This window comes from Bradyrhizobium sp. LTSP885, from assembly GCF_000938305.1.
GTDB lineage: Bacteria > Pseudomonadota > Alphaproteobacteria > Rhizobiales > Xanthobacteraceae > Bradyrhizobium.
The window spans coordinates 25230-47512 of sequence record NZ_JYMT01000023.1; the positions used below are offsets into that span (position 1 = coordinate 25230).

The window sequence follows — 22283 nt, forward strand, 5'->3', positions numbered from 1 at the left end:
TCAGAGACCGGCACCGGCCATCGCGCGTCGGCCGCTACGCGGCTCCGCCGTTCGTGCCCGTCCCTTGATCAGCTGCGCGACCTTCGCGCCATTGACCGGCCGGCCGAAGTAAAAGCCTTGCGCTTCGACACAGGCCTCGGTGCGGAGGATATCGAGCTGCTCCACGGTCTCGACGCCTTCGGCGGTCGTGGTCTTGCCGAGGCTGACAGCGAAGCGGACCACCGCGCGCGCAATCCGGCGCGCCTCATCCGCCGGTCCGGCCAATTCGTGAACGAAGCTGCGGTCGATCTTGACCTTGTCGAACGGAAATCTCTGCAGGAAGCTCAGCGACGAATATCCCGTGCCGAAGTCGTCGAGCGCGATCCGTACTCCCAGATCGTGCAGTTGACCCAGCGCCCTGAACACGGCCGTGCTGTCGTGCATGATGGCCGTCTCGGTGACTTCGAGCTCAAGCCGCTGCGGCGCTACCCCGGCGCTTGCCAGCGCGTGGATGACGACTGGCACCAGCTCCGGGCTCTTGAACTGCGCCGGCGACAGGTTGATCGCGATCTTGAGATCGTCGGGCCATTTGGCGGCTTCCATGCAGGCGGTTCGCAGTATCCATTCCCCGAGCGGCACGATCAGGCCGGTCTCCTCGGCCAACGGGATGAATTTGACCGGCGGCACCATGCCGCGCTGCGGATGATTCCAGCGCAACAGCGCCTCGAAGCCGCTGGTTTCGCCGCTCGCGACGTCGATGAACGGCTGATAGTGAAGTTCGAACTCGCCGTTCACGAGCGCACTGCGCATGTCCTGCTCGAGGTTGCGCCTTGCGTGCAGCAGCTGATCGAGCTCCGGCTCGAAGAAGCGGAATGAGCCGCGGCCGCTGCTCTTGGCCGCGTAGAGCGCGAGGTCCGCGCTGCGCAGGATCTCATCGGAATCGGCACCATCGCGCGGCGCGATCGCAATGCCGATGCTGGTGGCGGTGGTCACCTGATGGTGGCCGAGATCGACCGGCCCGCTGAGTGCCTTGTTGATCTTCTCGGCAAGCAAGCCCGCGTCGGCGACCGGATCGGTCACGTAGTCGAACACGGCGAACTCGTCGCCGCCGAGCCGCGCGATCAGCGTCGTTTCGCTGACGCACCTGCGCAACCGGGCGGCGACCGCCTGCAACAGCGCGTCACCCGCCGGATGCCCGAGTGTGTCATTGACTTCCTTGAAGTGATCGAGATCGAGCATCAGCACCGCGAGCATTTGTCCGCCGCGGCGCGTCACGGCAAGCGCGTGCTCCATGCGCTCCCGGAGCAGCACCCGGTTCGGCAGGTCGGTCAGCGCGTCGTGCTGCGCCATGTGGGTGATCTTGGCCTCGGAGCGCCGTTGCTCGGTGACGTCGAGATGCGTCGCCACCCAGCCGCCGCCGGCCATCGGCTGCCGGGTGACGCAGATCAATCGGCCATCCGCGAGTTCGTCGATCCGGCGGCTGATTTCGTCAGAAGGCAGCGCGTTCAACGTCGCAAGCACCTGCGTTGCGGCATTGTCGCTGGTCTCGCCCTTGAGGATGCCCGTCGCGATCCGATGCGTGATGATGTCGCGATGCGGCGTCCCGGGCAGCAACAGCTCCGGCGGCAGCCGGTACATCTTGGCGTAGCGATCGTTGCAAACGACGAGCTCCTTGTCCGCATCGAACATGCAGAGGCCCTCGCCCATGTGGTTGATCGCCGTGTCGAGCCGGAGCTTCTGTTCCTGCAGCTCCGTCTGCGATGCTTCGACCTGCTGGCGCGCGAACGAAAGCTGGCTGATGATTTCCTCGAAACGGTGAGTGCGCAGCGCAAGCCGGCGATCGGCCAGAACGCCGACCAGGCTCATCCCGAGCACCGACAGCGCAACGCCGGCGATCGCGACGGCGAGGAAGGCCGGAGAGAGCGACAAGGCGTCGGGCGCCAGCAACGGATCCGGCACGATCTCGACTGCGCCCATTGCCGTGAAGTGATGTGAAACGATCGCAAGCGTCAGCAGCAGTGCGGCGGCCGACGTTCTCAGGCGATCCTGGTAACGCACCGCGACCGCGAGCGCGGCATAGCCGAACACCATGCCGAGCATGATGGAGGCCAATACGAGATCAATCGACCAGGTCACATGGCCGGGCACTTCGAGCCCCCACATGCCGAGATAGTGCATGCTGGCGATCCCGGCGCCGATGATCGCACCGCCGACGGGTGCACGCCAATGGCTGGACTCGCCCGCGGCAAAGCCGAGGCCGACTGACGTCAGGACCATTGCCGCGGCGAGCGACAGCGCGGTCAGGGTAATGCCGTATCCGGTCGGAATCCCCGGCTCGTAGGCGAGCATAGCGATGAAATGCGTCGCCCAGATCCCGTAACCGATCGCCGCGCCTGCAATGACGATCCAGATCAGGCGCGTCCTTGCATGGGCCGCGATCGCACGGTGGAAAATGTTGACGGCGACAATGCTCGCAACGAAGCAAACCAGGCCGGCGAGCAAAACCAGCCGCCAGTCATGCTCGCCGGTGAGGCACGTAAAAACACGGTACATCGCGTCGGTCCATGATTGTTCACTCCGACGAATAATCCGCTTGAACTTTCTTCTCGATAAGATTTCACAACTTTCGGTGGCATGGTTATCCGCGCGTAAGCCGAATCCGCATCGAAATTGATGGCTCCATAACTTCCGGCGCGTTCACAGCCGACCGATCAGCTGCTGAGCGGAATGAGCACCGTTTCGCCGGTTGCGACCAGCGAGGTCTCGCCCTGTTCGTTTTCCGCGAAGAGCTCCGCGCGGGCGAACACCTGCCTGCGTCCCGCGCGCACCGTCGTGCCCTTGGCGACGAAGCTGCGGCCGACGGCCGGCCTCAGGCAATTCATTGAGAAGTGCGAGGCCGTGACGTTGCCGACGACGGTGGCTGCCGCAAAGCCGCACGCGGTGTCGAGCAGGGCAGCGATCATGCCGGCATGCAGATGTCCGGCGTATTGGGTGAGATCGTCACGCCAAATCATGCGCAGCTCCACCTCGCCATCGCCCGCCGCGACGACCTCGAAGCCGGCCATGCGATTGAAGGCGGCCGAACCATTGGTCGCGACGAGACGCTGCAGATCAAATCCCGGATTGGCGGTCATGCAAAACTCCCCCGCGACGTGCGCTAATAGCCGGCGACCGCGAGCGCCACGACGGCACTCATCCCGATCCAGCCGAAATGGCGACCACGCGTCGCGATCGCGTTGGCGAGAGCGGCACAGCCGAACACGACGGCGAGCGTGAGGATGATCCAGTGCCGCGCGACGTCGTCGGCCATCGTGGGCGCTGCGATCAACAGCACGCCGCCGCCGACCCAGGCGATCGTGCCGGCTTGCCATACGAGACGTAGCAACAGTCGCAGCCGCGGCGGCTCGACGGTGGCGCGGGCAAAGACCTTGGTCTCACCGAGCACGCCGTGGATCAGGCTGATGACAATAGCGATGACACCGGCACCCTGCAGCAGAAGATCACGCATCGGAACGGCTCCATACAGTACTGTATGGTTATGATCCCTGACGCTGGCGGCTGTCAATACACTTGTGTATGGTGGAACGAAGCAACATCCGGAAACCATGGCGGATCAACTCTCGGCGCAGGATTGGCTTGACCAGGGCCTGAAGACGCTGGCGAAGAGCGGCTTCACGGCGCTGAAGGCGGAGCCGCTGGCCAAGGCGATGGGGGTGTCGCGCGGCAGCTTCTATTGGCACTTCGCCGATATCGGCGCATTCCACGCCGCGATCCTCAAGCGCTGGCGCGACGTCGCCGCCGAGCAGATCATCGCCGGCATCGAGGCGGCCAAAGGCGAAGACCCGGTCGCCGTGCTGCTGCGCCTGACCTTCGGCAGCAGGCTTGTGCTGGAGAAAGCCGTGCGCAGCTGGGCCGCGCACGATCCCGCGCCCCGCGCCGCCGTTCAGGCCATCGACCGCCGCCGGCTGGACTATGTCGAAAGCCTGCTGAGAAGGGCCGGCCTGCCGGACGCCGTCGCGCGCGACCGCACCCAAATCGTCTATTGGACGTTTCTCGGCTTCGCATTGTCCGACCAAATGCTGTCGCAGGACAGGCAGCAGGCCGTGGTCGCCGAACTGCTGCGGATGGTAACACAGCCGCCGTCATGACACCCCGCGTCGGGATGTGCTACACGACCGCCAGCCGGAGACCGCAATGAATTCCACGCCCGACCATCTCGAAAGCACCGCCGACCCGAAGCTCCTGGAGATCCTGGTGTGCCCGATCACCAAGGGGCCACTGGAATTCGACGCGGCGAAGCAGGAGCTGATCTCGCGTTCGGCCAAGCTCGCCTATCCGATCCGCGACGGCATCCCGATCATGCTGCCGGAAGAGGCGCGAAAGATCGATTGACGCGGGCAATCGTCACATTGCTGCTGCTGCTCGTCTCGCTGGCGGGCGCGGCGGCTGACGAGAGCAAGATCCGGGTCGGGCCCATCGATGCGGTGCTGACCGTCCCATCCGACGTTGCAAGGCCGCCAGTGGCGCTTTTGATCGCCGGCTCCGGCTCGACCGACCATGACGGCAACGGGCCGCAGCTCAAGCCGGCGACGCTGAAGAAACTCTCCGAGCAACTGGTCGCACGAGGCATCGCGACACTGCGTTACGACAAGCGCGGCGCCGGCGGCTGGAAGAAGGAGTTCGGCCGACCCGAGGATTTTCGCTTCAAGGACTTTGTCGGCGATGCCGCAGCGCTGATCGATGATCTGCGCGGCAGCGGCAAATTCTCAAGAGTAGCTGTTATCGGGCACAGCGAGGGCGGCCTGGTCGCGATCCTCGCCGCGCAACGCGTGCCGGTCGACCGGCTGGTGCTGCTCGCGACCGCGGCGCGCAAGCAGGGCGCCCTCCTGAAGGCGCAACTCGAAAAGCAGCTGCCGCCGGACAAATTCGCGCCGATCGCCAAGGCCATCGATGACATTATGGCCGGGCAAGTCGTCGATCCGCCACCGGCGGGGTTTGCGATCGCGCCTGCGATGCAGCCCGGCATCGCATCTGCCTTTACCGAGGATCCGATCGATCCCATGAAGAAGATCACGAGTCCGACGCTGATCATCGCAGGCGGCCGCGACCATCAACTGGCGCGGCTCGACTTCCTCGCGCTCGCCTCCGCAGACTTCGCCGCCAAATCGCTGTGGCTGCCCGATATGAACCACGTGCTGGTCGACGTGTCAGACGAGGCGGATGATGTGGCGAGCTACAATCAGCCCGAGCGGCCGCTCGACCCTGACATGATCGACGCGGTGGCGAGTTTTATCTCAGCTCCGTAGCCCGGACGGAGCGCAGCGCAATCCGGGGCAGGTCCATCCGAGGAGAAACTGGTCCCGGATTTCGCTTCGCTTCATCCGGGCTACGAATTACAGCGCCTCGCCCTTCAACAGCCGCGGCACTTCGCCTGACAATCCCGCCGCCTGGCGGATGAACAGGCTCTTCAATGGCGGCGTGCGGTCGACGAGACCCAAGCCAATGTCGCGCACGGTGCGCAGCAGCGTCGATTCGTTGGAGAACAGGAAGTTCAGCGAGTTGGTGGCAACGCCCATCGCCACCGTGTCGAAGCGCCGCCAGCGTTGATAGCGATCGAGCACGTCGGCCTGTCCGAGATCCATGCCGAGCCGCGCCGCGTCGACCACGACTTCGGCAAGCGCCGCGACGTCCTTGAGGCCCATATTGAGCCCCTGCCCCGCGATCGGATGGATCACATGCGCGGCGTCGCCGATCAGCGCCAGCCGCTCGGCGATAAAGGAGCGCGCGACGAAATAGCCGAGCGGAAACGCGCGCGGTCTGTCGAGCGCCTTGATCTCGCCGAGATGCAAACCAAAACGCTGCTCGAGCTCGGCGTGGAATTCGTCGTCGCTCAACGCGGTGATGCGCGCGGCATCCTTGCGCGTTTCGGTCCACACCAGCGACGAACGATTGCCGGTCAGCGGCAGGATCGCGAACGGGCCTGCGGGCAGGAAATGCTCTTCGGCACGGCCGTGATGCTCGCGCTCATGCCCGACGGTAACGACGATGCCGGATTGATCGTAGTCCCAGCCATGGGTGGCGATGCCGGCGCGCTCGCGCAGCTTTGAGCGCGCGCCGTCCGCGGCCACCAACAGGCTCGCATCGATCACGCTGCCGTCGGCCAGCGTCACGCTGACGCCGTCGGCACGGGATTCGAAGGTCGACACCGCGATGGCGCGTAGCTCGACGCCTTCGGCTTCAGCGCGCGCGGCCAGCGCATCGATCAGATAACGGTTCTCGACCATATGCGCGAAGGGCTCGCCGGGCTGGACGTCGCCGGCAAAAGTCAGGAACACCGGACGGGTCGCGTCTTCCAGCCGGGAATCAGTGACCACCATGTCCGATATCGGCTGCGCGGTCGGCGCGACCTGGCCCCAGACGCCGAGCGTCTCGAACAGCCGCCGGCAGGCCGCCACAATTGCGGTCGCGCGCGGATCGCGGCTCGGCCGCTGGCTGAGCGCCGGATCGGCCACGATCACGGGAACATCTGGCCCGAGCCCCTGGCGCAGCGCCAGCGCCAGCGCTAGCCCAGCGAAAGCGCCCCCGCAGATCACAATGCTTCGCTGTACCGGCATGCCCTTCCTTTACGCGCTTGGCGCACTCAGACTGTGCTTGCTACCTGATAATAGCTGGGCGAAACAGGGCTTAGATACAAGGTGGAGACCGTCATTCCGGGGCACGCGCAAGTGTGAACCTGGAATCTCGAGATTCCGGGTTCGATGCTGACGCATCGCCCCGGAATGACGGGTAAAATCGAAGCGAAAGCGATCCATGTCCAAAAGCCTGATCGACTTGCTGTCCATCCTCGATCTCGAGCAGCTCGAGGTGAATTTGTTCCGCGGCAACAGCCCGAAGACGGGGTGGCAGCGCGTGTTCGGCGGGCAGGTGATCGGACAGGCGATGGTGGCGGCATGCCGCACCGTCGAGGGCCGGCTGCCGCATTCGCTGCATTGCTATTTCATCCTGCCCGGCGATCCGCAGATCCCGATCATCTACCAGGTCGAGCGGCTGCGCGACGGCAAGAGCTATTCGACCCGCCGGGTCACCGCGATCCAGCACGGCAACGCGATCTTCTCCATCATGGTCTCGTTCCATGCCGAGGAAGAGAGCAACTTCAATCATCAGGAGACGATGCCCGACGTGCCGCCGCCGGAGAAGCTGACCGCGGAGGAAGTCGCCAAGCAACCGATGTTCAAGGAGATGCCCGACTTCATCCGCCGCTACTACGAATCCGACCGGCCGATCGAGCTGCGTCCGGTCGAGCTCGGTCGCTATTTTGGCCAGAAGATCGACGACGGCCGCATCCATGTCTGGATCCGCACCGCGGCAAAACTGCCCGACGATCCGGCGCTACATATGTGCGCTTTGGCCTATGCGTCGGACTTTTCGCTGCTCGATGCCGTGATGGCGCGCTACGGCCGCACACTGTTCGACAAGCGCATGATGCCGGCGAGCCTCGATCACGCGATGTGGTTTCACCGCCCGTTCCGCGCCGACGAATGGCTGCTCTACGCGCAGGATTCGCCGAGCGCGCAAGGCGGCCGCGGCCTGACCCGCGGTCTCATTTTCAAGCCCGACGGCACGCTGGTGGCGTCGGTGGCGCAGGAAGGCTCGGTGCGCGAGCGGCGGTAGCGCCTACACGTCTTGCTGCGAACCGCGCTCGACGAGAACCGTCTGCGACGCGATCCACTGCATCAGCCAGCGGTACACCCACGGAATCGGGATGATGAAGGAGAAGCCGATGATGGCCACGATCCCGCGCCAAAGAAATTCCAGTCCGGTGCCGTTGAAGATCACTTCGTGGCGCGTACCCTCGATATTCCGGCAGAACCACCGGGTCCAGGCCGCGTAAACCCAGGCTGGCCCGATGATCGTGATGGCGGAAACGATCGTCAGAACGAACCATCCGAGATAGGCCCAGAACGAACCGGAGAAGCTCAGTCCCAGGGACTGCCCGTTTGATGCTAGGCTCCCGACGAACCATTTGAAGAAGAGCCAATAGAGCGCGACCTCAACCAGCAGCACCAGAATGTTGAGTGACTGATACCCGCTCATGGACGCGGCGATCACAACCACGACGCCGCCGAAAAACCAGGGAACGATCGTCATCGCCGTGCCCTCGAAGCTGAGGTTCGGGCGTCCCGGCACGTGGATGTGCGGGATAAGCCATTTGAGGTACCAGACGATCATCCACGGAGCCGGGACGATGAAGCAGCTCGCGATCGAGCACACGATGCTGCGCCAGGTAAAATCCCAGATGCCGAAATCGACCGACAGCGGCCCGCCGCTATAGCTTCCGGACGCCACCACCTGGGGCGGACCGCCGGCCTGCGGAAATGCCGGAGGCGCGCCGGCGCCGGGGACGAGACCGGGAATTTCGGCCGCCTTCTGCCAGCCGGACATGCCCTCGGTCCACACCAGCGTATCGGCCCGCACCGTCCCCCGGGCGATCAGGTCGCGGAGCTGAGCCTCGGGCAAGGGGCCTTTCTGCTGGCCTTCGGATGCATAAAACCAGTTTCGGTTGGACATTTTGTTTCCTCGGAGCGCGCGCAGCCTAGGCGAAACGAGCCAGCGGGACCGCTGGCCGGGCGGGAAAACCGCATTCTGGCCGACGGTTCTCATCCCGTACAGTGAGGGAGTTCACCCGCGGCCCACGTTTTCCCCTTCAGTCTGCAACTTTTTTGTGCCATTTGCCCAGAAAGATGCCAGAGTTAGCAGGCGCAAAAAGCGCCCTGGGAATGGCAATTCGCCACTCCGAGGGGGCCGGTGCGGAAACCTTGAGAGAATAAAGGCCTGACCATGAAACTCGTCGTCGCGATCATCAAACCGTTCAAGTTGGATGAGGTGCGCCAGGCGCTGACCGGGATCGGCGTCCACGGCATGACGGTGACCGAGGTCAAGGGCTATGGCCGCCAGAAGGGCCACACCGAGATCTACCGCGGCGCCGAATATGTCGTGAACTTCCTGCCCAAGCTGCGCATCGAGATCGCGGTCGATAGCGACCTCGCCGAGAAGGCGGTCAGCGTCATCACCCAGAGCGCGCGCACCGGCCAGATCGGCGACGGCAAGATCTTCGTGACGCCGATCGATCACGCCTTGCGCATCCGCACCGGCGAGACCGACCGCGACGCGCTCTAAGACCTTCCAATCTGACATCGCCGCCGGCAACGACGCTGGCGCGCGCCACAAAACCACGACACGCCGGGGAATGATCATGGGGGCACGGGCTCTTCGCGCAGCGCTATCGGCTGCGCCGATCAATGCTGCAATTTTGCTTGCGCTGGGCACGCCAGCTTTCGCCCAAGGCGCAAGCGTCAATCCGAGCGTCAATTCAACGATCAACCCCGCCGACACCGCCTGGATGATCATCGCCACCGCATTGGTGTTGATGATGACGATTCCGGGTCTCGCACTGTTCTACTCCGGCATGGTGCGCAAGAAGAACGTGCTGGCGACGATGGCGCAGAGCCTCGCTGCGGTTGCGATCGTCTCGATCCTCTGGGTCACCTTCGGCTATTCGCTGAGCTTCGTCGGCGACGGTCCGTGGCTCGGTACGCTCGACCGCTGGTTCCTCGCAGGGCTCACGATGGACAGCGTCAATCCGGCGGCGAAGACCATCCCCGAAGCGCTGTTCATGCTGTACCAGATGACGTTCGCGATCATCACGGTGGCGCTGGTGGCAGGCTCGGTGGCCGACCGGATGCGGTTTTCCGCCTATCTGTTGTTCTCGATCGGCTGGTTCGTTTTCGCCTACGTGCCGCTGGCGCATTGGGTGTGGGGCGGCGGCTTCCTCGCCGCGATGGGCGTGCTGGATTTCGCCGGCGGCCTCGTCGTGCATCTCTCCGCCGGCGTCAGCGGCCTGGTCGCTGCGAAAGTGATGGGCCGCCGCCACGGCTATGGCAGCGATAATTTGTCGCCGTTCGATCTGTCGCTTGCGGTGGTCGGCACCGGCCTGCTCTGGGTCGGCTGGTTCGGCTTCAACGGCGGATCGGCGCTGGCGGCCAATTCGCATGCGGTGATGGCGATCATCGCCACCCATCTTGCGGCCTGCGCAGGTGCGCTGACCTGGGGCGCGCTCGAATGGGCGAAGCGGCGCAAGCCGTCGGTGCTCGGCATGATCTCGGGCGCGGTCGCAGGCCTCGGCACCATCACGCCGGCGTCCGGCTTCGTTGCGCCCTGGCACGGCATCGTCATCGGGATCATTGCCGGGCTCGTCTGCTACTGGGCCTGCACCTGGCTGAAGCATCGTTTCAATTACGACGACTCGCTCGACGTGTTCGGGGTGCACGGCATCGGCGGCATGACCGGCACGTTGCTGGTGGGCATCTTCGCCACGTCGGCGATCGGCGGCACTGCCGGTCTCCTGGAGGGCCGTCCGCAGCAGCTCCTGATCCAGCTCTATGGCGTGGCCGTCACCTTCGTGTGGTGCGGCGGCGTCACCTATGTGCTGCTCAAGCTGGTCAGCGTCTTCGTGCCGCTGCGCGTCTCGCTGCAGCAGGAGCTGGAAGGCCTCGACATTTCCCAGCACGGCGAGGCGCTGCAGTAACCTGAAACCGAATTGCGGACGCAAGGTCAGCCGTTTCCGGTCGCGTCAGACGGAGATCACGAGGCGAGGGCGCTTGACACCAAGCGTCACATTGCCTAGCAATGCTAGGTATGGAAGGCGAAACACTCAAAGGGCATCTCGATATGATCGTGCTCGCCGCTGTCGAGGCGGCTCCGGCACATGGTTATGCCATCATCGATGAAATCCGCCGCCGGAGCGGTGGAGCCTTCGATCTACCGGAAGGCACGGTCTATCCGGTACTGCATCGCCTTGAGGCATCGCAGCTGCTGTCCAGTCATTGGGAAAAGTCTCCGATCGGCCGCCGCCGCCGGGTCTACGCGCTGACCAAGCGCGGCAAGGCATCAATGGTCGAGCGCAGGACTTCATGGGTCCAATTCTCAAGCGCCGTTAATGGTCTTCTTGCGGAGCCAAGGCCGTGTCGCACCTGATCGCCAAATATCTTGAGTCGCTCGCGTGTGAACTGTCTTTTGATCGGTCATTGTCGCGCCGGGTGTGTGAAGAGGTCGAGGATCACCTTCGCCAATCCGCAGAACGCCACCCTGCCGGCAACATCATGGAGGCGGAACGCAAAGCAATTGAGCTGTTCGGCCCGGCAAAGACCATTGCCGCGCAATTTGCGGCTACATCGCTCTTAAAGCGGTCTCGATCTGTCGGACCAATCGTCCTTCTGATCGTGCTCGGCGTATTCGCCGCCATGAAGGCACGCGTTGCGTGGTATGCGGCCACGGGCTGGACCGCGAGCGAGCCTGCAAGATTCCAGGATATCGGCGTCATCGCCTACGCATTCGACCGGTATGCGTTCTATCTGGCATTGATTGCCGGGCTGTGCGCATGGGTTTACGCCTCCCGCATGCCGTCGGGCGCGCTCGACAAAACCCGGCTACAGCGATCGTTCATGCTGTCGGCCGCCGCGGGAGCGGCGCTGATAGGTTCAGTGCTGGCCGACATCGTCCTGACCGCTCTTCGGCTTTCCGGGGTTGGGTGGTCCACCTCTCACTTGATACCGATCGCGTCAGTCGGGATCGAGGTTGCGCTTGTCGTGGTGCTCGTCGCCAGCGTTCATGCGGTGACGTCTCTTGTCGCAACAGCAACCCTGCGATTTGACCTCTAACTCTCGGCTCCCGGAGACCTCCTGACATGACCGATCGCCGCATTTTTCTCGCTCTCGCCACGGCCGGTGCTGCTGCTGCGATCGCCCCACACGCGATGGTGCGGGCTGCATCGTCGGCTGATGCAAACGCCGCGAATTCCGCACTGCTTGATCGCTATGCGGCCGCCATAAATGCGCACGACACAACTGTATTCCCGACAATTTTCACCGAAGACTATATCCAGCACTCAGGCCGCAGCCCATCCGGGCTGCCAGCTCAGGTCGAAAACTTTCATCGCATTCAGGAAACATGGCCCGATATTCAAATGCACGTCGAGGATCGTATCATCGATGGCGCTAAGGTCGTCGCGCGCTGCACCTACACGGCAACGCACGACCACGTCGTTCGAGGATTTGCCGGCACCGGCAAGAGGATCTCGTTTGCGACCGTTGACATCTGGCGCGTTGAGAGCGGCAAGTTCGCAGAGCATTGGGACCTGATCGATACCGTCGGACTGGAAAAACAACTGTCCGGCAAATGACCAGAAACTCCACGCGATAAGACGTCAGTCGTCGCTGTCAGCCGATCGCAGTAGAGCCGGCGAGCCTCCCGGTCGCTGCGGGCTTGATGTCGCTGCGGACTTGCGCGTCACATAAGTATATGCTTATGTATCGTCATGATCGAAGCTGACATCTTCAAGGCGCTGGCCGACCCCACCCGCCGACAGGTTTTTGAAAAGCTCGCTGGCGGAAGCCTGAACGCCAGCGCCTTGCGCGACGGAATCGAGATCAGCCAACCGGCGATGTCGCAGCATCTCGCGGTGCTGCGCGCGGCCGGCCTCGTGCGCGAACAGCGGCAAGGCCGCTTTGTCAACTACGAGGTCGATCCGGACGGTATCGCCAGCATCGGGACATGGCTTGCGCGCTACCGCGCTTACTGGCCGAAGCGGATGGATGCGCTCCACGACCTCCTGAAGGACATGGATCAATAGGACTTGGATCAATGAGCGACGCAATCAAGCCTGACCACGCCGACGCCGACCTGGTGCTCGAATATGAGTTCGATGCGCCGCCTGAAAAGGTCTGGCGCGCCGTCAGCATTCCCGCGCTGCGCGAACGCTGGCTTCCTGATTGCGACCTCGCGAGGGCCGAACCTGAAGCGACGGTAAAGGGCGAGGAGGTGCGCTACCGCCTCCGCGAGTCCGAACCACCGTTTCGCGAAAGCCGCGTCACCTTCCGGATCGAACCGAACGAGGCCGGCGGCACAAGGTTTCGGATCATTCAGGAAGTCTGTGACAACAGGCGAACGCGGCCGCAAGCAGCCAACACCAACGGCCGCTGCCTGATGCGCGCGGCCTAGACAACCAAACTTCATCGCATGCTGAAATGGAGGTCGCCGATGCGCGACATGATGCAACTCGTCCCTATGGTCGTTGAACAATCGGCCCGCGGCGAACGATCTTTCGACATCTATTCCAGGCTCTTGCGCGAGCGCATCATCTTCCTGAACGGCGAGGTCAATGACGCCATGTCCGGATTGGTCTGCGCGCAGCTTCTGTTCCTCGAGGCCGATAATCCGAACAAGCCGATCAATCTCTACATCAACTCCTATGGCGGCGTGATCACCAGCGGGCTTGCGATGTACGACACCATGCAGTTCATCAAGGCACCGGTCCATACGTTGTGCATGGGCACCGCGCGCTCGATGGGGTCGTTCCTGCTGATGGCCGGCGAGCCCGGTCACCGCGCCGCCTTGCCCAACGCCAGCCTTCACGTGCATCAGCCGCTCGGCGGCTTCCAGGGCCAGGCTTCCGACATCCTGATCCACGCCGCCGAGATACAGGAGACCAAACGGCGCATCACCCGGCTCTATGCGCAGCATTGCGGGCGCCCTGAAGACGAGGTGGAGCGGACGCTGGACCGCGATCACTTCATGACCGCGCAGCAGGCCCGCGAGTGGGGATTGATCGACAAGGTTCTGGCGCAACGCGATGCCGCCTGACGGTCGGCGTCTTCGTGTCGCTGCGCTGCAGCAACCCCAGACCTACCTAATTACCGCAAACCTGCCACTGCTCTGGGCAAGATTATGTCCGGAGTCTGTCTCGCTTACGTTTTAATCAGGCGTGACCAGATTTTAGGCGCGACGGAATGGCGCATTCCCGGGCGCCTCCCGCAAAGCGGGAAAAGGTCCGGATTCATAACCCGTTAGGGAGCGCCGCCAATCTGGCACGGCATTTGATTCTAACGGGTCTGGCTGTGCCCGCGTAATGGAAGCTCTCCGCGTGGTGAACCTCAGTCGCAAAATCTCCCGGTGTTCGTTCGCACCGGGCCCAAGCGGGGATAGGACTCATGAAAATTGTTATGGCGATCATTAAGCCATTCAAGCTCGAAGAGGTCCGTGACGCCCTGACCGCCATTGGCGTTCACGGTCTCACGGTGACGGAAGTCAAAGGTTACGGCCGTCAGAAGGGCCACACGGAAATCTATCGCGGCGCCGAATATGCCGTGAGCTTCCTGCCGAAGATCAAGATCGAGGTCGCAGTCGCCTCCGACCAGGTCGACAAGACCATCGATGCCATCACCGCAGCCGCCAAGACCGGACAGATCGGTGACGGCAAGATCTTCGTCATCAGCCTCGAGCATGCGGTCCGTATCCGCACTGGCGAGGCGGATGCCGCGGCCCTCTGATTTCGCGCTCAAACCTTAAGACCTCAGGAGTTAAACAACATGACGTTCAAGCGTCCCTATAGCGCGGGACTGGCGGCCCTCGCGGTTGGCCTCTTCGCCACCACCGCCGCCTACGCCGAGCCAACCGTCAACAAGGGCGACAACGCCTGGATGCTGACCTCGACAGTGCTGGTACTGTTGATGACCATCCCGGGCCTTGCGCTGTTCTACGGCGGTCTCGTTCGTTCCAAGAACATGCTCTCGGTGCTGGCGCAGGTGTTCTACACCGTGTGCATCGTCACCGTTCTCTGGGCCCTCTACGGCTACAGCCTCGCCTTCACCGGCGGTTCCGACTTCATCGGCGGCTTCTCCAAGGCCTTCCTGATGGGCGTTACCCCCGATTCGAAAGCGGCGACCTTCTCGGTCGACGCCAACATCTCGGAGCTGGTCTATGTCTGCTTCCAGATGACCTTCGCGGCGATCACGCCCGCCCTCATCGTCGGCGCCTTTGCCGAGCGCATGAAGTTCTCGGCGGTCGCGCTGTTCATCCCGCTCTGGGTCACCCTGATCTACTTCCCGATCGCGCACATGGTCTGGTACTGGGCCGGTCCGGACGCGATCCAGGATGCCGCCAAGGCGCTCGCTGCCGCGGCTGACGGTGCCGCAAAGACCGCGGCGCAGGCCAAGCTCGATGAAGTCAACGCCGACGCCGGCTGGGTCTTCAAGAAGGGTGCGATTGACTTCGCGGGCGGCACCGTGGTGCACATCAACGCCGGCATCGCCGGTCTCGTCGGCGCGCTCCTGATCGGCAAGCGCACCGGCTACGGCAAGGACCTGATGGCTCCGCACTCGTTGACCATGACCATGATCGGCGCCTCGCTGCTCTGGGTCGGCTGGTTCGGCTTCAACGCCGGGTCCAACCTCGAAGCCAATGGCGGCGCTGCGCTCGCCATGACCAACTCCTTCGTGGCCACGGCCGCGGCGGCGTTGTCCTGGATGTTCGCGGAATGGATCATCAAGGGCCATCCCTCGCTGCTCGGCGCTCTGTCCGGCGCGGTCGCGGGACTCGTCGCGGTGACACCGGCGGCCGGCTATGCCGGTCCGATGGGCGCCATCGTGCTCGGCCTCGTGGTCGGCGTGGTCTGCCTGTTCTTCTGCACCGTCGTGAAGAACGCGATTGGCTATGACGACTCGCTCGATGTGTTCGGCGTCCACTGCGTCGGCGGCATCATCGGCGCGCTCGGCACCGGCATCCTGGTCAACCCGGCGCTCGGCGGTGCCGGCATCATCGACTACACCGCGATCCCGCCGAAGGTCGCCGACTACGACTTCGCGGCGCAGATGATCTCGCAGTGCTGGGGCGTCTGCACCACGCTGGTGATTTCAGGCATCGGTTCGGCGATCCTCTACAAGGTCGTCGATGTGATCGTCGGCCTGCGTGCCAACGTCGAGACCGAGCGTGAAGGCCTCGACATCACCGAGCACACGGAGCGCGCTTACAACATGTGAGTTCTCCCGGGACTTGGCGCCCCTCCGGCGCCAGGTCCAGAACTACGGTCCGGGCACATACCCGGCAATGCCAGGACCGTTGAGGGGCTCCAGCGCAAGTTGGAGCCCCTTTCTTTTTGTCGTGTCTTGAGAAAGAATTGCTGCGATTACCCGCCTCTGTGGAACAACGAGGCTGCGCCAACAAAAACAGGAGCACGTCATGAAGGTCGAAGGCGGATGCTATTGCGGCAAGGTGCGCTATGAGGCCGAGGGCGAGCCGATGATGGCGGCGCAATGCCATTGCCGGGAATGCCAGTACATCACCGGCGGCGGGCCGAACATGTTCATGGCGATGCCGGTCACCGGCTTCAAATATACCGCAAGCGAACCCAAGCAGTTCACCCGCAAGGACCTCGCGCGCCCCGTGACGCGCGAATTCTGCCCCGAATGCGGCACCCATCTGGCGACCAAGGTGCCCGGGCTGCCCGCCGCGATCCTGAAGGTCGGCACCTTCGACAATCCGGCGCTCTACAGCCCGCAGGCCGCAATCTTCACCTGCGACAAGCAGGCGTTCCATCAGATCCCCGCGGATATGCCGGCCTTCGAGAAGATGCCAGCGCACTAACCGCGCGAGAACTTGGCATCAGGCGACGTCGCGCGCGCTTCATCGGCCGGCGCGCGCCGCCTTGCCATGAAGCAAGCAGAGCTCGTTATCCCGGCAACTTCCGGGATCGCCATCGTCGGATACTGCGGCGGGCGGCCACATCCAGGCCCATCGAAATCACCCATATCGCCCCCCGCCGCCGATGGTTAATCGCGTCTTAACCTCGCCCTATCTATGGTGATTTGATCGGTTTACGGTCGGACCTCCCCACCCCCGATCGCAGTGAAAGTGCTGGCGCTTCAAACATGGCTATGACTGCCTCATCCGGCGTGGCGCAAGGCGCCGGCAATGTCGCATCCGCCGGCCAGGCGGAGCGTTCGCCGTTCCTGCGCACGACCGAGCTCTTGGCTCCCTATCAGCCGTCTAAACCATTGATTACGCTGTCGTTGGGCGAGCCGCAGCATCCCGTACCCGATTTCGTCGGGCCAGTGCTGGCAAAATATACCGCCGAATTCGGCCGCTACCCGATCGCCAAGGGCATCGAACCGTTCCGCCGCACGGTGGCGGCTTGGCTGTCGCGCCGGTTCGATCTTCCCCGCCCGGTCGATCCCGAGAGCGAAATCATGGTGCTGAACGGCAGTCGCGAGGGGCTGTTCTTCGCCGCGATCACGGCCGCGCGCTACGTCTCGCCGCGCAAGGGCACACCCGCGATCCTGATGCCGAACCCGTTTTACCCGGCCTACGGCGCCGGCGCCCGCGCCGCCGGCTGCGAGCAAATCTATTTGCCGACCACGCTCGCCAACGGCTTCCTGCCCGACCTCGATTCGATCGACGAAGCCACGCTGGCGCGCACCGTCGCGTTCTTCATCGCCTCGCCCGCGAATCCGCAAGGATCGGTCGCCTCGCGCGACTATCTCATCCGCCTGAGAGCGCTCGCCGACCGCTACGGCTTCATCATCCTCTCCGACGAGTGCTATTCGGAGATCTACACCAAGGAAGCGCCCGGCAGCATTCTGGAATGCGCCGGCCTCGACTTCAGCAATGTGGTCGCGTTCCAGTCGCTGTCGAAGCGCTCGAACCTGCCGGGCATGCGCGTCGGCTTCGCTGCTGGCGATAGCAAGTTTCTGGCCGCGTTCCACGAATTGCGCAATGTCGCGGCACCGCAGGTGCCGGTGCCGCTGCAGCATGTCGCCGTCGCAGCCTACAGCGACGAGGCCCATGTCGAGGAGAACCGCCGGCTCTATCGCATCAAGTTCGATTTCGCCGACCAGATCCTCGGCAACCGCTACGGCTACAAGCGGCCCGCAGGCGGCTTCTGCGTATGGCTCGACGTCTCCGACCGCGGCGGCGACGAGGCGGCGGCGGTGCGTCTCTATCGCGACGCCGGCGTGCGGGTGATTCCGGGCAGCTATCTGGCGCGCCAGCAGAACGACGGTTCCAATCCGGGCGCGGGCTATATCCGCCTTGCGCTCGTCTCCGACAGCGAATCTGCAGCCGAAGCTTTGCATCGGCTGGTCGAAACCCTGGGTTAATCGCCAAGCGCGAAGATTGAGCATGCCTGCGATCGAACGTGTCATTCCCCTGGTCGGCCATCTGCCGCTCTCGATTCGCGAGGCGCTCGGACGGCGGCTGCGCGAGCTTACTGGGCTCGGCCTGATCGCGCTGTCAGGCGTCCTCGCTGCCGCGCTGATGACCTGGTCGGTGCAGGATCCATCGCTGAGTCACGCCACCTCGCGCGCGATCCGCAATGTGCTCGGCTATCCCGGCGCGATCGGCGCCGACCTGTTGATGCAGATCCTCGGGCTCGGCGCGATCATGCTGATCCTGCCCGTTGCGGTATGGGGCTGGCGGATGCTGACGCACCGCGCCTTCGACCGCGAGGCGCTGCGGCTGGGCTGCTGGATCCTGTGCACGGTGATCGCGGCGGGCTTGGCCAGCTGCTGGCCGCACAACACCACATGGCCGCTGCCGACCGGGCTCGGCGGCGTGGTCGGCGATGCGCTGGTGCGCGCGCCGGCGGTCGTCCTTGGCCCGCCCGGCTTCATCTATCGCCTCGTGCTCGGCCTCATCCTATTTACCGCGATGGCGGCCTGCTTCCTGTTTGCCTGCGGCTGGGGCGCCAAGGAGAGCGATCCGGAGCTGACGCCGATATCCGACGATGACGAGCCGTTCGTCGAGGAAGAAGAGAACGACCGCAGCTCGGTCTCGCTGGGCTGGCTGTTCCACGCGCTGATGAGCACCAAGGCGCGGCTCGGCTGGCTGTTTGGAACGGCCTACAAATCGCTGGTCTCGAGCGCGCCACAGAGCCGAACGGCGGCCTTCGAACGTCAGGAGCCCAATATCGGCGGCAATGGCCGCGCCGCGCCGCCGATCGCACCCACCGCCGAGGACGACGACGAACCTGAACATTTCAGCGCCGACGAGGACGACGAAGAGGAAGCTCCCGTCGCCCGCGCCCCGCGCAAGAAGCCCGAGCCGCGCGTCAAGAAAAAATCCTCCGACAAGTTCGAGCTGCCGTCGGTCTCGGTGCTCAGCGCGCCGAAGGCGAGCGACCGCCAGCCGCTCAGCAAGGCCGAGCTGGAAGCCAATTCGCGCGCGCTCGAAGGCGTGCTGCAGGATTTCGGCGTGCGCGGCGAGATCGTGAAGGCCAATCCCGGCCCGGTCGTTACGCTGTATGAGCTCGAGCCCGCGCCCGGCATCAAATCGTCGCGCGTCATCGGCCTGTCCGACGACATCGCGCGCTCGATGAGCGCGCTGTCGGCCCGCGTCGCCGTCGTTTCCGGGCGCAACGCGATCGGCATCGAGCTGCCAAACGCGCATCGCGAGAAGGTGTACTTGCGCGAGCTGCTGGTCGCGAAAGAGACCACCGAGTCGGTTGCAAAACTGCCGCTCTGTCTCGGCAAGACGATCGGCGGCGATCCCGTCATCATCGACCTCGCGCGCACGCCGCATATGCTGATCGCCGGTACCACCGGTTCCGGCAAATCGGTCGCGATCAACACCATGATCCTCAGCCTGGTGTATCGGCTGCGGCCCGACCAGTGCCGCCTGATCATGGTCGATCCGAAGATGCTCGAACTTTCCGTCTATGACGGCATCCCGCATCTGCTGACGCCCGTCGTCACTGATCCGAAGAAGGCGGTGGTCGCGCTGAAATGGGCGGTGCGCGAAATGGAAGAACGCTACAAGCGGATGTCCAAACTCGGCGTCCGCAACATCGACGGCTACAACCAGCGTCTCCTCGAAGCCAAGGGCAAGGGCGAAGAGCTGACGCGCACGGTGCACACCGGCTTCGACAAGGAAACCGGCAAGGCGATCTACGAGGAAGAGAAGCTCGACCTCGAACCGCTGCCCTACATTGTCATCATCGTCGACGAGATGGCCGACCTGATGATGGTCGCCGGCAAGGACATCGAAGGCGCGGTGCAGCGCCTCGCGCAGATGGCGCGCGCCGCCGGCCTGCACGTTATCCTCGCCACCCAGCGTCCGTCGGTCGACGTCATCACCGGCACGATCAAGGCGAACTTCCCGACCCGCATCGCCTTCCAGGTGACGTCGAAGATCGACAGCCGCACCATCCTCGGCGAGATGGGCGCCGAGCAGCTGCTTGGCCAGGGCGACATGCTCTACATGGCGGGCGGTGGCCGCATCAGCCGCGTGCACGGCCCGTTCGCGTCCGATGAAGAAGTCGAGAAGGTGGTGCGTCATTTGAAGACGCAGGGACAGCCGGAGTATCTGGAGGCCGTCACCGCCGAAGAGCCGACCGACGAGGAGGGCGGCGCCGTGTTCGATTCCACCGGCATGGGTGCGGACGGCGGCGGCGGCGACCTGTTCACGCAGGCGGTTGCGATCGTCAAGCGCGACCGCAAGGCGTCAACCTCCTACATTCAGCGCCGGCTGCAAATCGGCTATAACCGCGCCGCCTCGCTGATGGAGCGGATGGAACTCGAAGGCATCGTCGGCCCGGCGAATCACGCCGGCAAACGCGAAATCCTGGTCGAGGAGGAAGAAGGCCAGTTCTGATCGGGAATCTTCACGGAAAAGCCATATCCGCTTCGGATGAGGCGCGATAAGATCGGGCGAAGCGGGACGAGCGTCGAACAGAGACCTAAATATCTGATGGAAAAGCACTTCACTCACCGTTTCACGCGCTACGCGCTGGCTCTCCTCGTCTCCGCCGCGATCGCCGGCGGCGCGTCTTCCGCCGCCACGGCGCAGAACGTGCCGACACCGAAACCCGCACCCAAATCCACACCGAAGCCCAAAGACAGCGGCGCGCAAGCGACCGCGCAGGACAAGGGTCCGGCGACCACTGGCGCCACCCAGACGCCGCCCGATCCGGTCATTCCCGATCCGCGCCGCAACGTGCCCGCCAACATCTTCGCGAGCTTCGACGCCAACCAGAAGGCACAGGCCGCCAAGGTCAGCACCTATCTGTCATCGTTGCAGACGCTGGTCGGAAACTTCGTCCAGGTCGGACCCGACGGCAGCAAGACCAAGGGCGATTTCTTCATCCAGAAGCCCGGCAAGGTGCGCTTCGAATATGATGATCCGTCTCCGATCGAGATCATCGCCGACGGCTCGTCGGTTGCGGTACGCGACCGCAGGCTCGCCACCCAGGACATCTATCCGCTGTCGCAGACGCCGCTGCGCTATCTGCTGTCCGATCGCATCGACCTGCTGAAGGACACCAATGTCGTCAGCGTCACCGCCGATGATGTCTTCGTCAGCGTCACCATCGAGGAGAAGCAGGCGCTGGTCGGCACCAGCAGACTGATGCTGATGATCGGCACCAAGGACGGCAAGCTCAAGCAGTGGACCGTCACCGACCCGCAGGGCTACGACACCACGGTCGCCGTTTACAATCTGGATGTGACGCAGAAGCCCGACCCGTCGATGTTCAAGATCGACTTCACGAAATACCCGGGCGCCTCGCCGGGCTAGCCCCGCAAGCGAGGCGACGTAATCCGAATTCCCGCCTGTGGACAATGCGCTTCGCGGCCGCGAACCGTGCTAAGACGCAGCCCTCATGCGTTTCTCCGTCACGACCTGGAACATCAATTCGGTGCGGCTTCGCATCGACATCGTCGCCAAATTCCTGAAGAGCGCGCGGCCGGATGTGCTGTGCCTGCAGGAAACCAAATGCATCGACGATGCGTTTCCGCTGAAGCGTTTCAAGCGGCTCGGCTATGAGCACGTCGCGCTGAACGGGCAGAAGGGCTATCACGGCGTCGCCATCGTCTCGCGATTGCCGTTCGAGAGCAGCGATATCAGGACCTTCTGCAACAAGGTCGATTCGCGGCACATCTCCGTTTCCTTCGGTGAAAAGGCGCAGCTTTCAAAGCCGCTGGTGCTGCATAATTTCTACGTGCCGGCCGGCGGCGACATTCCCGATCCCGCGCTCAATCCGAAATTCGAGCACAAGTTGCAATTCCTAGACGAGATGAAGGCGTGCGAGCCGCTGCATCCGCGTGGCGACGATCGCCACATCCTGGTCGGCGACCTTAACGTCGCGCCGCATGAGAACGACGTGTGGTCGCACAAGCAGCTGCTCAAGGTCGTCTCGCACACGCCGGTCGAAACCGAGAAGCTGCTCGCCGCGCAAGCGCATGGCGAATGGTTCGACGTCGCGCGCGAGCGGATTGCGATGTCGGAAAAGGTCTACACCTGGTGGAGCTATCGCGCCGCCGACTGGACCGCCGCCGACCGCGGCCGCAGGCTCGACCACATCTGGGTCTCGCGCGCACTGAAGGATGGCGTCAGCGATTTCAAAATCACCCGCGACGCCCGCGGCTGGGAGCGCCCGTCGGATCATGTGCCGGTGACGGCGGTGCTGGAGGTTTAGTTTG

At 63.8% G+C, this 22283-nt stretch carries 24 protein-coding genes; 19 read left to right on the forward strand and 5 right to left on the reverse strand.

Features of this window, described 5'->3' with window-relative positions:
* The 3 genes from UP09_RS16275 to UP09_RS16285 form a co-directional block, all read right to left on the reverse strand.
* On the reverse strand, positions 1 to 2532 hold the full coding sequence (locus tag UP09_RS16275) for a bifunctional diguanylate cyclase/phosphodiesterase (RefSeq protein WP_044539254.1): 2532 nt from the start codon (positions 2530 to 2532) through the stop codon (positions 1 to 3).
* Positions 2533 to 2690: 158 nt separating this feature from the next.
* Positions 2691 to 3113, reverse strand: coding sequence for a PaaI family thioesterase (locus UP09_RS16280; RefSeq protein WP_044539255.1), 423 nt, complete (start codon positions 3111 to 3113; stop codon positions 2691 to 2693).
* Positions 3114 to 3136: 23 nt separating this feature from the next.
* Complete coding sequence (locus tag UP09_RS16285) at positions 3137 to 3487, reverse strand: hypothetical protein (RefSeq protein ID WP_044539256.1); 351 nt, start codon at positions 3485 to 3487, stop codon at positions 3137 to 3139.
* A gap of 97 nt (positions 3488 to 3584) precedes the next feature.
* On the opposite strand from UP09_RS16285, the gene UP09_RS16290 reads away from it, so the two are divergent.
* Genes UP09_RS16290 through UP09_RS16300 form a run of 3 tightly spaced genes read left to right on the forward strand, consistent with a single transcriptional unit; the run spans position 3585 to position 5285 of the window.
* Positions 3585 to 4127 carry a TetR/AcrR family transcriptional regulator gene (locus UP09_RS16290; RefSeq protein WP_044539257.1) on the forward strand — a complete coding sequence of 181 codons (543 nt, stop codon included), beginning with the start codon at positions 3585 to 3587 and terminating at the stop codon, positions 4125 to 4127.
* 46 nt (positions 4128 to 4173) lie between these two features.
* Positions 4174 to 4371 (forward strand): Trm112 family protein, encoded by a 198-nt coding sequence (locus UP09_RS16295; protein WP_044539258.1) that lies wholly within the window; start codon positions 4174 to 4176, stop codon positions 4369 to 4371.
* Positions 4368 to 5285: an alpha/beta hydrolase gene (locus tag UP09_RS16300; RefSeq protein ID WP_044539259.1), complete on the forward strand. Its 918-nt coding sequence runs from the start codon at positions 4368 to 4370 to the stop codon at positions 5283 to 5285. Before UP09_RS16295 ends, UP09_RS16300 begins: the two co-directional genes overlap by 4 nt.
* 87 nt (positions 5286 to 5372) lie before the next feature.
* Here UP09_RS16300 and UP09_RS16305 read toward each other — a convergent pair whose 3' ends face one another.
* Positions 5373 to 6593 carry a ubiquinone biosynthesis hydroxylase gene (locus tag UP09_RS16305; protein ID WP_044539260.1) on the reverse strand — a complete coding sequence of 407 codons (1221 nt, stop codon included), beginning with the start codon at positions 6591 to 6593 and terminating at the stop codon, positions 5373 to 5375.
* A 196-nt stretch (positions 6594 to 6789) separates the two neighbouring features.
* On the opposite strand from UP09_RS16305, the gene tesB reads away from it, so the two are divergent.
* On the forward strand, positions 6790 to 7650 hold the full coding sequence (gene tesB, locus UP09_RS16310) for an acyl-CoA thioesterase II (RefSeq protein WP_044539262.1): 861 nt from the start codon (positions 6790 to 6792) through the stop codon (positions 7648 to 7650).
* Positions 7651 to 7653: 3 nt separating this feature from the next.
* Here the strand turns inward: tesB and UP09_RS16315 are convergent, their stop codons facing one another.
* Positions 7654 to 8547 (reverse strand): DUF4339 domain-containing protein, encoded by an 894-nt coding sequence (locus UP09_RS16315; protein WP_044539263.1) that lies wholly within the window; start codon positions 8545 to 8547, stop codon positions 7654 to 7656.
* Between the two features lie 270 nt (positions 8548 to 8817).
* Between UP09_RS16315 and UP09_RS16320 the strand changes: the two genes are divergently transcribed.
* The 15 genes from UP09_RS16320 to UP09_RS16390 all read left to right on the forward strand — a co-directional run bounded on the left by UP09_RS16320 (position 8818) and on the right by UP09_RS16390 (position 22279).
* Entirely contained in the window at positions 8818 to 9156 is a 339-nt protein-coding gene (locus UP09_RS16320) for a P-II family nitrogen regulator (RefSeq protein ID WP_044539264.1), read from the forward strand.
* 76 nt (positions 9157 to 9232) lie between these two features.
* Positions 9233 to 10564 carry an ammonium transporter gene (locus UP09_RS16325; RefSeq protein WP_044539291.1) on the forward strand — a complete coding sequence of 444 codons (1332 nt, stop codon included), beginning with the start codon at positions 9233 to 9235 and terminating at the stop codon, positions 10562 to 10564.
* A 110-nt stretch (positions 10565 to 10674) separates the two neighbouring features.
* Entirely contained in the window at positions 10675 to 11013 is a 339-nt protein-coding gene (locus UP09_RS16330) for a PadR family transcriptional regulator (protein ID WP_044539265.1), read from the forward strand.
* Positions 11001 to 11696 carry a hypothetical protein gene (locus UP09_RS16335; RefSeq protein ID WP_044539266.1) on the forward strand — a complete coding sequence of 232 codons (696 nt, stop codon included), beginning with the start codon at positions 11001 to 11003 and terminating at the stop codon, positions 11694 to 11696. The genes UP09_RS16330 and UP09_RS16335 overlap by 13 nt, the downstream gene beginning before the upstream one ends.
* A 26-nt stretch (positions 11697 to 11722) precedes the next feature.
* Positions 11723 to 12217, forward strand: coding sequence for an ester cyclase (locus UP09_RS16340; RefSeq protein ID WP_082070159.1), 495 nt, complete (start codon positions 11723 to 11725; stop codon positions 12215 to 12217).
* A 135-nt stretch (positions 12218 to 12352) separates the two neighbouring features.
* Positions 12353 to 12667 (forward strand): ArsR/SmtB family transcription factor, encoded by a 315-nt coding sequence (locus tag UP09_RS16345; RefSeq protein WP_044539267.1) that lies wholly within the window; start codon positions 12353 to 12355, stop codon positions 12665 to 12667.
* Between the two features lie 11 nt (positions 12668 to 12678).
* A complete protein-coding gene (locus UP09_RS16350) occupies positions 12679 to 13035 on the forward strand; it encodes an SRPBCC family protein (protein WP_044539268.1) in 357 nt (118 codons plus the stop codon).
* A 39-nt stretch (positions 13036 to 13074) separates the two neighbouring features.
* Positions 13075 to 13677: an ATP-dependent Clp protease proteolytic subunit gene (locus UP09_RS16355; RefSeq protein WP_044539294.1), complete on the forward strand. Its 603-nt coding sequence runs from the start codon at positions 13075 to 13077 to the stop codon at positions 13675 to 13677.
* Between the two features lie 347 nt (positions 13678 to 14024).
* Complete coding sequence (locus UP09_RS16360; RefSeq protein WP_044539269.1) at positions 14025 to 14363, forward strand: P-II family nitrogen regulator; 339 nt, start codon at positions 14025 to 14027, stop codon at positions 14361 to 14363.
* Positions 14364 to 14402: 39 nt separating this feature from the next.
* Positions 14403 to 15851 carry an ammonium transporter gene (locus tag UP09_RS16365; protein ID WP_044539270.1) on the forward strand — a complete coding sequence of 483 codons (1449 nt, stop codon included), beginning with the start codon at positions 14403 to 14405 and terminating at the stop codon, positions 15849 to 15851.
* A 199-nt stretch (positions 15852 to 16050) separates the two neighbouring features.
* Complete coding sequence (locus tag UP09_RS16370) at positions 16051 to 16455, forward strand: GFA family protein (RefSeq protein ID WP_044539271.1); 405 nt, start codon at positions 16051 to 16053, stop codon at positions 16453 to 16455.
* Between the two features lie 284 nt (positions 16456 to 16739).
* Complete coding sequence (locus tag UP09_RS16375; RefSeq protein ID WP_044539272.1) at positions 16740 to 17966, forward strand: aminotransferase class I/II-fold pyridoxal phosphate-dependent enzyme; 1227 nt, start codon at positions 16740 to 16742, stop codon at positions 17964 to 17966.
* Between the two features lie 16 nt (positions 17967 to 17982).
* Entirely contained in the window at positions 17983 to 20457 is a 2475-nt protein-coding gene (locus UP09_RS16380; RefSeq protein WP_044539273.1) for a DNA translocase FtsK, read from the forward strand.
* 96 nt (positions 20458 to 20553) lie between these two features.
* The gene (locus UP09_RS16385; RefSeq protein WP_044539275.1) at positions 20554 to 21378 is read left to right on the forward strand and encodes an outer membrane lipoprotein carrier protein LolA; all 825 of its coding nucleotides are present in this window, start codon (positions 20554 to 20556) and stop codon (positions 21376 to 21378) included.
* An 85-nt stretch (positions 21379 to 21463) separates the two neighbouring features.
* Entirely contained in the window at positions 21464 to 22279 is an 816-nt protein-coding gene (locus UP09_RS16390; protein WP_044539276.1) for an exodeoxyribonuclease III, read from the forward strand.
* Positions 22280 to 22283 lie beyond the last annotated feature (4 nt).